The organism is Glaesserella parasuis (genome assembly GCF_017352235.1).
GTDB lineage: Bacteria > Pseudomonadota > Gammaproteobacteria > Enterobacterales > Pasteurellaceae > Glaesserella > Glaesserella parasuis.
Genome location: NZ_CP071487.1, coordinates 2,056,476 through 2,070,104 on the forward strand (window position 1 = coordinate 2,056,476; position 13,629 = coordinate 2,070,104).

Here is a 13,629-nt window from a genome sequence, read left to right on the forward strand (position 1 = left end):
TCTTAACTATTTTTTATTAACCAAAAGGAAGGCAATATGAATTTTAATAGCATTTTAAACGGCGTTTTAAAATCTGTCGGCAACACAGCTAATCAAAGTAAATCGGACTTAGGTAACGTATTAAGCTCTGTATTGGGTTCTGCCAAAAATACTGCTGGTGAGATCAAATCGGGCAACGTAGATACTATTACCAAAGTTGGTGGTGGGGCAGCATTGGTCGGTATTTTATCAATGGTGTTAGGCAGAAACGGCGGAGCTAATTTGACTAAGCTCGGCTCTTTAGCCGCACTTGGTGGATTGGCTTACAAAGCCTATCAAGATTATCAAAAGAACCAGGCAACAAGCCAAACGACAGAACTAAGCCAAACAGCTTTTGAAGCGGATAGTTCGGAAGAGAAGGGAGCAATTATTTTACGTACAATGCTTGCAGCTGCATTAGCAGACGGTGAGCTGGATGAGAACGAAGAAGCTTTAATCTTAAAAGAGGGCGGTAATGACCCTGAATTACAACAATGGTTACTGCATGAAATGCACGAGCCAGTATCCGTGAATGAAATTGCAAAAACTGTCGGAAACGACACCGCTTTAGCGGCACAAGTTTACCTTGCTGCACGCTTGGTCTGTCAAGAGCTCTCTAGAAAAGAGATCGTATTTTTATCCCACTTAGCCGAGAAGCTAAATTTAAACGAAAATTTTGTAGAACAATTAGAAAAACGGGCTGGATTCTAACATTAAACATGATTTTCCCACAAATTCACTATTTTGATAGTTGTTAATGTTTATATTATGTTTAATAAATGAGCACTTGTTTTTTTCGATAAGAAGAATAAAATAACATATTGTTTTTTAAAGGAAAAAAGCAAAATATCTGGGCTGATTTTAGGTTATACACGATCATTATCCCGATCTATCACAATTTTATCCACAGGGAATGGGGATAAAAGCACATCAAATGTGAATAGAATGGCAATTTAGTCTGAAAAGTGGTTAAGTTATCCTAGAAAGAAAATAAAATGAGCGATTAAATGTGTGCTTATACAGTGAAAAGGGATCGAAAATGATCGATGGCAGGAAGTAAGATCTGAATTAAGATCAAGCGGTTAGATAACTTATCCCAAAAAAGTTATCAACAAATTTTCAAGTTATCCACAGAGTTATCCACGGTTGCGAAAAAATTTGGCTATCTCACCGCTTGTTTTTGCCTTGCTAGTTGTTCAAATAGCCGAAATATGAAACAATCACACCATTTTCAAATTGATTAAATAAGGCGGTCTAAATTGATCGATTTCGATGGTTACCGCCCGAATGTTGGTATCGTTATCTGTAATAAGCAAGGGCAAGTTCTGTGGGCGAAGCGGTTTGGTCAAAACTCTTGGCAATTTCCTCAAGGGGGAATTAATGAGGGGGAAAACATTGAACAAGCAATGTACCGTGAGCTTTATGAAGAAGTCGGCTTAGCGAAAAAAGATGTGCGATTGCTTTGGGCATCGAAGTATTGGCTGAGATATAAATTACCAAAACGGTTAGTTCGTAATGAGCAAACTCAACCTGTATGTATTGGTCAAAAACAGCGTTGGTTTCTGTTGCAGTTAGTGGCAGACGAGGGGGCTATTAATCTTAAAACCAGTAAAACGCCAGAGTTTGACGGCTGGCGGTGGGTGAGCTTTTGGTATCCTGTGCGACAGGTGGTGTCGTTTAAACGTGATGTGTACCGCAAGGTGATGAAAGAGTTTGCTCAGGTGTTGATGGGTGAGCAGAAAAAAGTCGAAAGCGAGAAAAATCGAGATAACAAAGAGTTTACCCACGAGAGAAAAGAGTTTCGTACTCAGCCAAAACGTGAGCTTCGTAAACCATATCGGGTGTTTAAGGGGAAAAAATGATGGTGGAAATGTTTGTCTGTTGCTTGATTTTAGGCTCAGTTGCTGGTTTTTTAGCAGGGTTGTTTGGTATCGGTGGCGGTATGATTATTGTTCCAACCCTTGTGTATTTGTTGCCTCAAATTGGTGTGCCAGATGATTTGTTGATGTCGATTGCATTGGGTACGTCGTTTTCAACGATTGTGCTAACCACATTTTCGGCAGCACAACGCCATCATAAACTTGGTAATGTGCAATGGTCAGTTGTGAAGTTTTTTGTGCCTGCGTTGATGGTGGCAGTGTTTATTTCAGGCTTGATTGTGAGTGATCTGCCAAAAAGTGTAATGACAAAAATCTTTGCGGTGATGATCCTGTATCTTTCGCTGAAGATGTTTTTATCGCTCAAGCCAAAGCAAGCAGAGCCTAAGCCTCTGACTACTCAATCTACGTTGATTGCTGGAGGGGTAATCGGGGTGTTATCCAGTTTTGCTGGCATTGCAGGCGGTGCTTTTATTGTGCCATTTTTAAATAGCAGAGGGATTGAGCTGAAAAAAGCGATTGGCACTTCTTCTTTTTGTGGTGGTTTATTAGGATTAGCTGGAGCGATTAGCTTTGTGATTAGTGGTTGGGATAATCCGAATTTGCCACAATATGCGGTAGGTTATGTGTATTTACCTGCGTTGTTGGGAATTACGCTGACCTCTATTTTTACCTCAAAATTAGGGGCAACGGCAGCGAACAAATTGCCTGTGCCGATTTTAAAACGTGCTTTTGCCGTTTTCTTGATGTGTGTTGCCGTGAATATGTTTTTAAAATAAAGGAAATTTATGTCTGAACAGTTTTTAACTTTTCCTAATATCGATCCCGTTGCGTTGCAGTTAGGTCCGGTTTCTTTACACTGGTACGGCATTATGTACCTGCTTGGTTTTGGCTTTGCCTATTGGCTTGGTACCAAACGTGCGAAAAATTCTAATGGGGTATGGAGTGTCGAACAGGTCGATCAACTGCTGTTTAATGGCTTCTGGGGCGTTGTTCTAGGGGGAAGAATTGGTGATGTGTTCTTTTATAGCTTTGACCGTTTCCTACAAGATCCTCTCTATTTATTTCGTATTTGGGAAGGGGGAATGTCGTTCCACGGCGGTTTACTTGGTGTGATTGTCGCAATGCTTTGGACCTCTCGCCGTCAAAATCGCAACTTTTGGCAAACCGCTGACTTTATCGCACCGCTTATTCCTTTTGGTTTAGGATTAGGACGTATTGGTAACTTTATTAATGATGAACTTTGGGGACGTGTGACAGATGTGCCTTGGGCGATAATGTTTCCAAGTGGCGGTTATTTGCCTCGTCACCCCTCTCAACTTTACGAAGCGGTTTTAGAAGGCTTAGTGCTGTTCTTTATCCTCAATGGCTATATCCGTAAGCCTCGACCGACAGGCTCGGTGGCAGGCTTGTTCTTAGTTGGCTACGGGGTGTTCCGTTTTATCGTTGAATACTTCCGAGAGTTCGATCCAAATGTAAATACGGCAGCGGATTTAATCACACGAGGGCAGTTGCTTTCATTACCAATGATTATCGGGGGATTGGTAATTATGGTTGTGGCTTATTACCGACATAGGTTAAGTAATGACTAACTAAAATTAGTTTACATTTTTTATTTAGTTATATGGCAGCAGAATAATAGCTAATTATGTTTTAGGTAATCTCAATTTATAATGAATATTTTGATAGGGCGTTTCCAATAATTCTATATTGTGCTATAGTTCGCACTTTGATAATTAGCTTCTCATTCGCATCTGAGTAAGAAGCACTCAGCCCAAAAATTGTAGTAATGGCAAAGCAAGATTCGGATTGTATTACGCTTGATCTGTTTGAAAATATGCCAAAGGTTGGGCGACCTCGCACAAATCCTCTAAGCGGAGAGCAACAAGTTAGAATTAATAAACGTAATCAACTCAGGCGAGATCGTTCGTCAGGATTAAGACGGATTGAGCTTAAATTGCATTCGGATTTGGTAGCGGCATTGGAACAAGAAGCTGCGGTAAAAGGGCTGTCTAGAGGGCAGTTAATTGAACTCATTTTAAACGATTATCTCAATGGAGATTCCATTGAATTAAGTAAATAGGTATTTCAAATGGCAGTTGTCGGTTTATTTTACGGTAGTGATACTGGAAACACAGAAAACATTTCTAAAATGATTCAAAAACAACTAGGTGAAAATCTAGTGGATATTCGTGATATTGCAAAAAGCACGAAGGAAGATATTGAAGCCTACGATTTCTTATTAATTGGTATTCCAACGTGGTATTACGGTGAATCTCAAGCAGATTGGGACGATTTTATGCCGACATTAAAAGAAATTGATTTTACAGGAAAAATCGTGGGTATCTTTGGTTGTGGCGACCAAGAAGACTATGCAGAATATTTCTGTGATGCAATGGGAACTGTGCGTGATGTTATTGAACCTAATGGCGGTACAATTGTCGGTCACTGGCCTACGGAAGGTTATACTTTCGAGGCTTCACAAGCATTAATTGATGATGAAACCTTTGTTGGTTTATGTATTGATGAAGATCGCCAGCCAGAACTCACCGAAGAACGTGTAAACCGTTGGTGTAAACAAATTTTTGATGAAATGTATTTAGCGGAATTAGCTTAATATATCTATTGGAGGATATATGTCTGAAGAAAATGTGAAATTGTTGAAAAAAGTAGGTTTAAAAGTTACTGGGCCACGTTTAACAATCCTTGAGTTAATGCAAATCACCCGTGATAGTATGCAGCATTTTTCTGCTGAGGACATTTATAAATTATTGCTAGAACGTCAGTCTGAAATTGGATTAGCAACAGTTTATCGTGTATTAAATCAATTTGAAGAAGTTGGCATTTTAACTCGCCATAATTTTGATGCGAATAAAGCCGTCTATGAATTAAATATGAACCACCAGCACGACCATATTATCTGTATGGATTGTGGTAAAGTGTTTGAATTTAAAGACTCTGAAATTGAACGCCGTCAGCGTGAAATCAGCCAACAACACGGAATTGAGCTTGCAAACCATAGCTTATATTTGTATGGTAAATGTAGCAATATTCAAAAATGTGATGAGAAAGACAAAAAATAATTCTTCTTTTTCAATGAGTTAATAAACACAAGAGCGGTGAGATTTCGCAAACCTTTTGCAAAATCTCGCCGCTTGCTTGTATTTAAAAGTGATAAAATGATGTCTGAAAATATGCCAAACAGTATTCCTGCTAAAATTAGACAGCCTCGTAAAATTTCGCCATTTTGGTTATTGCCAATTGTCGCTTTTGTGATTGGTTGTTTGCTTTTTTTCCAAATTCTTCAAGAGCAAGGACAGAAAATTACCATTCGTTTTAGTAAAGGCGATGGGATTACTGCAGGAAAAACCGCTATTCGTTATCAAGGCTTGCAAATTGGTCAAGTAAAAAAAGTCTATTTTATCAATGAGTTAAAAGAGGTTGAGGTGGAGGCGGAAGTTAATCCCGAAGCGAAATCGGTATTAAAAGAAGGAACAAAGTTCTGGCTAGTCAAACCGAGTGCCTCTTTAGCTGGGGTGTCGGGGTTAGATGCACTTGTTTCAGGTAACTACATCACTTTATTGCCGAATGATGATGAAGATGCCTCTAGTGAAGATGAATTTGTGGCTGAAGATGAACCACCTGCAGTGACCGTTGCTGATGGCGATTTATTGGTGAAATTAGTTGCCTCAGATTTAGGCTCAATGACTGTGGGGGCAAGCGTGTATTATCGAAAAGTGCCAGTGGGAAGCATTGCCGATTACCGCTTTACTCCAGATCAAAAGAATGTCGAAATTGACGTAGTTATTGATAAAAAATACGCCAATCTCGTCAAAAAAGAAAGTCGCTTTTGGAACATTAGCGGTATTCAATTTAATGCCAATCTTACTGGCGTAAATCTCAATGTAGATAGCCTTGCTTCAATGGTGCAAGGGGCTGTTGCTTTTGACTCGCCTGAGATGGCAACAAATGCCAAACAGGGCGAACGTTTTCAACTTTTCGATAACTTAAAATTGGCTCAACGAGGGACGGAAGTCAATATCACCTTGCCAATGATGCCGAATTTAAAAGTAAATGAAACGCCGGTATATTTCCAAAACCTGCAAGTTGGCGTACTTTCGCACCTCGAACTGAATGAAACCGAACAAGATTACTTTGAAACCAAACCAACCAAAGCGACTATTCAAGGTAAATTATTGATCGACCCTGCACATACGGATTTATTACGCTCAGGCAGTCAAATTCTCCTGAAAGAACCTAAATTTGCACTCAATAAAGAACAATTGAGTAAAGTGGGTGAGCTATTGAGAGGGACTTACTTTGAAATTGAAAAGGGTGATGGCGAGCCTAAACTGACGTTTAATGTACAAAAAGAAGCTGATTATTTGCTCACTCGTCCTAACGTTTTAGCAATTACCCTTTCATCGCCGCAATCTTATGGCGTAAGCGAAGGACAAGGCATTTACTATAACGATATACAAATCGGTGAAATTGTGAAACGCCAGTTATCGCTTAACGGCGTAGAATTTCAAGGCATCATCTATCCGCCTTATCGTACCCTTGTCGCAGGGAACAGCAAATTTGTGGCGATTTCACACTTAGATATTGCTGTTGGCTTAGATGGTCTAAGAGTACAATCTGCTTCTCCATCTGAATGGCTTGCTGGCGGTATTCGTATTCTCTCAGATAAAGCTCAAGGGGAAGCGAAAAAACAATATCCGTTATACAAAGATCTTGAGAGTGCTGAAGCTGGTATTGTAAGCGGTGAGAAAAAGGCAACGCTGAGTTTGTCTGCTACAGAATTATCCGGCATTGATAAAGGCTCACAAGTGCTTTATCGCAACTTCCCGATAGGTGAAGTACTTAATATTCGCCCACAAAAAACGAAGTTTGAAGTTGATCTATTTATTGAACCTAAATATCGCCATCTGCTGACGGAAACTAGTCGATTTTGGGTTGAGCCTGCGGTAGATGTAAACGTGTCTACCAACGGTGTTAATCTCAAAATGGGTTCACTAATGCGAACACTCAAAGGGGCGATTAGCTTTGATAATCAAGGAACTAAAGGTAACAAAACCTTATACAGCAGTTATACGAAAGCGACTTCTGGTAATACTTATATCACCTTGATTGCTCAAGATGCTTCTAAATTAAGCAAAGGAATGCCGATTAAGTATATGGGATTAACCATCGGCAATGTTGAAACGCTACAGCTAGACAATGCAAAAAAACAGGTTAAAGCCACCGCTTACATCGAAGGACAATATTATGCCATCGTTGCCAAAGCAGGTAGCAAATTTAATGCCGTTTCCCCTGAAATTGACACAACAGGCTTCAAAAATCTTGATGCCGTTATTCAAAACTACATCAGCGTAGAAGCCGGAAATGGCAAACGAAAAACACAGTTCAAATTAGGGGCAACGGACACCTCAGATACACAATACGGCAACGGCTTCCCAATCATTGTGGAAACCACAGACGCAAATGGCATCACCCCTCAAGCCCCTGTAATGTATCGAGGAATGCAAGTGGGTATGGTACAACAGCTCAGTTTAAGCGAACTCGGCGACCGAGTGCTGATCCATTTACGCATAGCCAACCAATATAAACACCTTGTCCGTAAAAATAGCGAGTTCTGGGCTTCGTCAGGCTATACAATGGATATTAGCCTCAATGGTGTCAGTATCAACTCAGGCACAATGTCTCAATTATTTAACGGCGGAATTAGTTTCTCAACCCCATCAAGTAAGGTTGTTCAACCTCAGGCAGAAGCTAACCGCAGATTTTTATTACAACGTAAATTACCTGAAGAAGCATTAGAGTGGGATCAGGGGTTGGCAGAGTAGGAAATTCATGTAACAGACAAAACATTCTGAATTAAATATAGAAAAGATGGCAAATCGTTTAGAGGGATCATTTAGTGAACTTAAGCGAAAATTAAATAGGTGTAATAGACAAATAGTTGCTAAAAAGTGGCTTAAAGCCCTATAGTACAAGGCCTTAAGCCCTCTTTTTGAAATATGAACAAAAAACTGCCCATTTTGCCAAAGTCTGAAAATAAAGAAACATGGAATACAAAATAAGACTCAACGTTATTTTTGTAATGAATGTCATAAAACCTTTATCTTAAAAACTAAATTAGATCCAATTAAGATTTGGACTGATTACACATCCGGAAAACAAACCTATCAACAACTCGCCGTTAAATATCATTGTTCAGTCAGAACGATTCAAAGATATATCGATAAAGCACTTAAAACGGCTTTAAAACTGCCTTCAAATCGATACCTGAATATCATTATGGATACAACGTTTTTCTGACGTTATTTTGGCGTATTAGTGTTAATGGATACGCTTTCAAATAATGTCATTTCCCATTATTTTGTGCGAACCGAAAAATATATTTACTACAAACTTGCCCTGAATAGGTTAAGAGAAAAAGGCTATATAATTCAATCGATTACCTGTGATGGTAGACGTGGTTTGATGAAAGATTTAGAGGCTGACGTAGATTAGCTAGCATGCTAACCTACAAAAATGAAGATAACTCATTGTAAATTAAAGAAATCTATACAGAAAAAGCTACTTGAATTTTTTGTGTTAGAAGTAACTGCTCGATCAGCCGCAGATTTACTCGGTATTCAGCCCAATTCAGCAATCCTGTTTTATCGCAAAATCCGCGAGGTCATCTGCTATCATTTAGCACTTGAAGTGGATGAAGTATTTGACGGACAAATTGAGTTGGATGAAAGCTATTTTGGTGGACATCGTAAAGGAAAACGAGGTCGTGGAGCGGCAGGAAAAGTGGCTGTCTTTGGGATATTGAAACGGCAAGGAAAAGTATTTACTGTGGTAGTCAATGATACGAAGACAACAACGCTAATGCCTGTTATATCAAGGAAAATCAAGCCCGACAGCTGGGTTTATACAGATACTTATCGTAGTTATGATGCCCTTGATGTAAGCGAATTTCACCACGAACGAATTAACCATTCGGAGCTGTTTACAGTGAAACAAAATCACATCAACGGCATTGAAAATTTTTGGAGTCAAGCCAAGCGGATACTCCGAAAATATAATGGAATTGACCGAAAAAGTTTCCCTTTATTCTTGAAAGAATATGAATTTCGGTTTAACTTTGGGATACCAAAAGAGCAGTTAAAAACATTGAGAAAATGGTGTGAAAATTAGAGCTAATCTGCGTCAGCCCCTAAAAATGGTTGAAAATTTCAACGGGCAGCATTACAACATTTATCACTGTATAAGGCAAATATTATTTTAAAAAATAAAATTTTTACTAAAGAATAAGGAACTTATTGGAAAGTCTATGGACTACTGTAACTAAATAAAATATAGTAGGTAGCATTTTTATTCGCTTACCTAACATTCATTTTTTAGATTGGAACATTTTATGTCTGAACAACAACTTAATACCATTCAAAACCTAAAAACCGCTTTATCTACAAAAGAAATCATTGCTTATTTGGCTGAAAAATTTCCGCTTTGCTTTAGTTTAGAAGGCGAAGCTAAACCTCTAAAAATTGGACTTTTCCAAGATTTAGTTGAAGCGCTGAGTGATGATGAAAAAATCAGTAAAACGGGGCTTCGTCAAGCATTACGCGTTTATACAATGAGCTGGCGTTACTTACACGCTTGTAAAGAAGGTGCTGTACGTGTCGGTCTTCAAGGAGAAGAAGCGAGTGTTGTTGAAGCTGCACAAGCAGAACATGCAGCGCAATCTTTAGCCGAAGCAAAAGCAGCTTATGCAGAACGTAAAGCTCTACAATTAAAAGAGAAACGCAAGGAAGAGCGTAAAACTTTCTTTAAACAAAAAGCACGTGAAGCACATGCCAAAAAACGGGCTGAAACGAAAAAACAAGAAATGCCAAAAGCATCTTTAGAAAGTTTGTCCGCATTAGAAAGCAAATTTGCCAAAGGCAAGAAATAGTCGCATTTATAGGATTGATATGAAATATAATAAATTCACCACATTACTTGGGTTATGTTTGGGAGTTTGTAGCATAAATAGTTTTGCTGCAGAACCTCAAATAAAAGAAAGTGAATTAATCATTCCAAAACCAACAGAACAACATAGTATTTCAACTAAACGTGTTACAGCTCGTTTAACACAATCGCATTATCATAAGTTTCAACTAGATGATGCTTTTTCTGAGAAAATCTTTAATCGTTATATTGATTGGCTTGATGGTTCTCACAATACCTTTTTACAGTCTGATATTGATGAATTGCGTGCTAAGTATGCAACCAAGTTAGATGAAGAACTCTATGAAGGCAAACTAGATATTGCCTTTGAAATGTATGAGTTAATGACAAAACGTCGTTATGAACGTTATAAATATGCTTTGTCTTTGTTAGATAAAGAGCCTGATTTAAAAGGGCAGGATCAAATTGAAAATGATCGTGAAAAAGCACCGTTCCCGAAAACTACCACAGAAGCTGATGAGCTTTGGTTGCAACGAGTAAAAAACGATATTATTAATCTTTATTTGAAAGATAAGAAATGGCCTGAAATCAAGAAAACACTGACTAAACGTTATAACTTGGCAATTCGTCGTTTAACACAAAATAAAGCCGATGATATTCTGCAAACTTATCTCAACGCTTTTGCAAGAGAAATTGATCCGCATACAAGTTATCTTTCACCTCGTGCAGCTAAACGTTTCCAAGAGAGTATGAACTTGTCTTTAGAAGGCATTGGTGCGACGCTTTCAATGGAAGATGATATTACGATCATTAAATCTTTAGTGCCTGGTGCGCCAGCAGCGCGTAGTAAAAAAATTGCAGCAGGTGACAAAATTGTTGGTGTGGGGCAATCAAAAGATAAAATCGAAGATGTGATTGGCTGGCGTTTAGATGATGTTGTCGATAATATCAAAGGTAAAAAAGGTTCGACGGTTTATCTTGAAATTGAACCTGCTAAAGGCGGCAAAACCAAGATTATTAGTTTAGTTCGGGATAAAATTCGCCTTGAAGACAGTGCGGCGAAATTAACTGTTGATAAAGTAGACGGAAAAAATATTGCTGTGATCAAAATTCCAAGTTTCTATATTGGTTTGACTGCAGATGTGCGTAAACTTCTCGAACAGATGAAAACCAAAAAAGCAGATGGGTTGATTATTGACCTGCGTGAAAATGGTGGCGGTTCTTTGCCTGAGGTAGTGGAATTAACGGGATTATTTATTAAAGATGGTCCTGTTGTTCAGGTTAGAGATGCTTTTAATCGTATTCGTGTTCACGAAGATACCGATAGTACAACATTATATGATGGCAACATTTTAGTGATGATTAACCGTCATAGTGCTTCGGCTTCTGAAATTTTTGCGGCTGCAATGCAAGATTACAATCGTGCGATTATTATCGGGCAGCAAAGTTTTGGTAAAGGTACTGTTCAACAAAACCGTTCTTTAAATATGGTTTATGATTTGGATCAAGAGCCGTTAGGTTTTATCCAATATACAATCCAAAAATTCTATCGAATTAATGGTGGCAGCACCCAAATTAAAGGGGTTGAAGCAGATATTCGTTTCCCTGAAATTATCAATGCAGAAAAAACAGGGGAAGGATTTGAAGATAATGCTTTGCCTTGGGATAAAATTCCTGCAGCAACTTATTCAGAAGTCGCAAAAGCTAGAGATGTAGTTGCACAACTCACTGAAAATCACGAAAAACGTATTGCTAAAAATCCTGAATTTATTGCTTTAAATGAAACTATCGCAATTAATAAGGAAAGAGATGATCGTAAATTTACCTCACTTAATTTAGCTTCTCGTCAAGAAGAGAGTAAAGCTGATGAAGCACGTCGTTTGAAAGATTTAAATGCACGCTTTAAACGCGAAGGTAAAAAACAGATCAAAGATCTTGAACAGTTACCAAAAGACTATGAAGCTCCTGATTTCTTCTTAAAAGAAACAGAGCAGATGATGGTTGATTGGTTACAATTTGATAAAAAATAATAAATACGTTTATAATGTGGAAGTTTATCAGGCCGCTGTTTAAGCGGTCTGATTTATTATTCATTTTCCTAATGGATTAAATTGAATGAAAAGTTTAACTTTTTTGTCAGTAATATTGTTTTCTAGTGCTGTGGTTGCTGAAAATGGAAGTGCGTTGAATGTTAGTTCTCAACATAATGCTGCAACGCCTGTTCCTGATGAACAAATTTTGCCTCAGTTAAGTTTTAAAGCGCAATTAGTCCGTATTGCTGAACTGACACAAGATGCAGAATATCAATTTCAATTGGCTGAAAGAAAACGCATTGAAGCCGAAAAATTAATTCATGCCGAACAACGTATTCAACAAGAAACATTAGGCTATCATTTACTATTATCCAATACGACAGCAAAAGTCTATCTCAATAATGAGTTTGCCCCTTTGTGGAAAGATAAAGTGGCAGAAAAACAGTTTTTAAAAGAATATGCAGTATTCGCTGTAAGCGGCGTTTCGCCTAAATCGGCTAATGCGTTACAACAAATTCTAAATATGAATGAGGGATTTGCTCGCGATATTCTACTCACAGATAGTTTCTTAGACTATCTCTATTACACAGAAAATGTCGATCAATTTGCAAATCAATGGTTATATCATTTAGGAAGTTATTCAATTAAAACACCAACAGAATATCGTATTGCTACTTGGTTGGAAGCGATTAAGCAAGATCGCTACGCTCAGTTTGTCACGGATCTAATACCTAAAAACCATATTTACCAAGAAACCGTACAAAAATTATTTGAAATATCATCTAATGATGCTCTCAATCAGGGTGGTAATAAATCAGCAAAATCTACAAAAGAGAATAAAGGTAGTGTAAACACGCCTTCATTTACTCAATTAGCACTTAATGCGCAGCGTTTACGTCTTATTCCAAGTTTTAATAATGGAATTTTTGTCAATATCCCAAGCTATCAGCTCTATTATTTCAGAGAGGGCAAACTTGTTTTACAGTCTAAAGTAATCGTGGGAAGAAATGATCGCAAAACACCTGTCATGTACAGCAAACTGAGCAACGTTGTCGTCAATCCGCCTTGGAATGTTCCATCAACAATTAAGAATAAAGATTTAGTACCAAAACTTCGTAAAGAACCAATCCTTGCTGATAAATTAGGCTATGAAATTTTAGATGGGAAAGGGAATAAATTTAGTGCTCATAGTATCAACTGGGCAGCTTATGAAGGAAAAAATAATTTCCCGTATCATATCCGTCAAAAAGCGGGAGATGATAGTGCTTTAGGGCGTTATAAATTTAATATGCCAAGTTCCGATGCAATCTATTTGCACGATACACCAAATAGAGGGTTATTTAGTAAAAAAAATCGTGCGTTAAGCTCTGGCTGTGTTCGTGTAGCTAAAGCAGATGAACTAGCTACGTTATTATTAGCAGAAGCTGGGTGGTCAGCGCAGAGAAAACAGGACGTTCTTGCAAGCAAAAAAACAACTTCTGCACCTATTCGTTCAGATAATCCTGTTTATTTATATTATGTAACATCCTGGATTGAAGGCGGTAAAATATACACCTTACCTGATATTTATCAATTTGATAAATCATTACCTAAAATCAACTTAGATTGGGAAAAAGTAAAAAGTGTGATCTAGTCCACAAAATAAAAAATTTCCGAAAACGATAGGCTATTTTTTAGAACTTCCTTTTTGATAAAATGTCGAAGTCAGGCTGAATATATTTACCTTCAAGAGATTAAAGGAGAGATTGTCGGTAAAT

The 13,629-nt window shown here is 38.0% G+C and carries 14 protein-coding genes; all 14 read left to right on the forward strand.

Annotated elements, in window-relative coordinates:
* Positions 1-36 precede the first annotated feature (36 nt).
* The 14 genes from J1G47_RS10380 to J1G47_RS10440 all read left to right on the forward strand — a co-directional run bounded on the left by J1G47_RS10380 (position 37) and on the right by J1G47_RS10440 (position 13,505).
* Positions 37-729 (forward strand): tellurite resistance TerB family protein, encoded by a 693-nt coding sequence (locus J1G47_RS10380; protein ID WP_010785974.1) that lies wholly within the window; start codon positions 37-39, stop codon positions 727-729.
* A gap of 548 nt (positions 730-1,277) precedes the next feature.
* A complete protein-coding gene (gene rppH, locus J1G47_RS10385) occupies positions 1,278-1,880 on the forward strand; it encodes an RNA pyrophosphohydrolase (protein WP_005710612.1) in 603 nt (200 codons plus the stop codon).
* Complete coding sequence (locus tag J1G47_RS10390) at positions 1,880-2,674, forward strand: sulfite exporter TauE/SafE family protein (protein WP_035520492.1); 795 nt, start codon at positions 1,880-1,882, stop codon at positions 2,672-2,674. The genes rppH and J1G47_RS10390 overlap by 1 nt, the downstream gene beginning before the upstream one ends.
* Before the next feature lie 9 nt (positions 2,675-2,683).
* Positions 2,684-3,487: a prolipoprotein diacylglyceryl transferase gene (gene lgt / locus J1G47_RS10395; protein WP_005710616.1), complete on the forward strand. Its 804-nt coding sequence runs from the start codon at positions 2,684-2,686 to the stop codon at positions 3,485-3,487.
* A gap of 197 nt (positions 3,488-3,684) precedes the next feature.
* On the forward strand, positions 3,685-3,978 hold the full coding sequence (ybfE, locus tag J1G47_RS10400; RefSeq protein ID WP_005710618.1) for a LexA regulated protein: 294 nt from the start codon (positions 3,685-3,687) through the stop codon (positions 3,976-3,978).
* A 9-nt stretch (positions 3,979-3,987) separates the two neighbouring features.
* On the forward strand, positions 3,988-4,512 hold the full coding sequence (gene fldA, locus J1G47_RS10405; RefSeq protein WP_005710620.1) for a flavodoxin FldA: 525 nt from the start codon (positions 3,988-3,990) through the stop codon (positions 4,510-4,512).
* Positions 4,513-4,531: 19 nt separating this feature from the next.
* A complete protein-coding gene (fur, locus tag J1G47_RS10410; RefSeq protein ID WP_005710622.1) occupies positions 4,532-4,978 on the forward strand; it encodes a ferric iron uptake transcriptional regulator in 447 nt (148 codons plus the stop codon).
* Positions 4,979-5,077: 99 nt separating this feature from the next.
* Positions 5,078-7,741: a PqiB family protein gene (locus J1G47_RS10415; protein ID WP_207326864.1), complete on the forward strand. Its 2,664-nt coding sequence runs from the start codon at positions 5,078-5,080 to the stop codon at positions 7,739-7,741.
* Between the two features lie 226 nt (positions 7,742-7,967).
* Positions 7,968-8,216 carry a hypothetical protein gene (locus tag J1G47_RS12330; RefSeq protein ID WP_416352720.1) on the forward strand — a complete coding sequence of 83 codons (249 nt, stop codon included), beginning with the start codon at positions 7,968-7,970 and terminating at the stop codon, positions 8,214-8,216.
* Between the two features lie 24 nt (positions 8,217-8,240).
* Positions 8,241-8,411 (forward strand): transposase, encoded by a 171-nt coding sequence (locus tag J1G47_RS12235; RefSeq protein WP_234885821.1) that lies wholly within the window; start codon positions 8,241-8,243, stop codon positions 8,409-8,411.
* Positions 8,412-8,432: 21 nt separating this feature from the next.
* Positions 8,433-9,086 carry an IS1595 family transposase gene (locus J1G47_RS10425; protein WP_160413796.1) on the forward strand — a complete coding sequence of 218 codons (654 nt, stop codon included), beginning with the start codon at positions 8,433-8,435 and terminating at the stop codon, positions 9,084-9,086.
* Positions 9,087-9,306: 220 nt separating this feature from the next.
* Positions 9,307-9,843 carry an RNA chaperone ProQ gene (gene proQ, locus J1G47_RS10430; protein WP_075592413.1) on the forward strand — a complete coding sequence of 179 codons (537 nt, stop codon included), beginning with the start codon at positions 9,307-9,309 and terminating at the stop codon, positions 9,841-9,843.
* Between the two features lie 19 nt (positions 9,844-9,862).
* The gene (prc, locus tag J1G47_RS10435) at positions 9,863-11,869 is read left to right on the forward strand and encodes a carboxy terminal-processing peptidase (RefSeq protein WP_015940147.1); all 2,007 of its coding nucleotides are present in this window, start codon (positions 9,863-9,865) and stop codon (positions 11,867-11,869) included.
* 85 nt (positions 11,870-11,954) lie between these two features.
* On the forward strand, positions 11,955-13,505 hold the full coding sequence (locus J1G47_RS10440; RefSeq protein WP_010785969.1) for a L,D-transpeptidase family protein: 1,551 nt from the start codon (positions 11,955-11,957) through the stop codon (positions 13,503-13,505).
* The last annotated feature ends 124 nt before the right edge of the window (positions 13,506-13,629 follow it).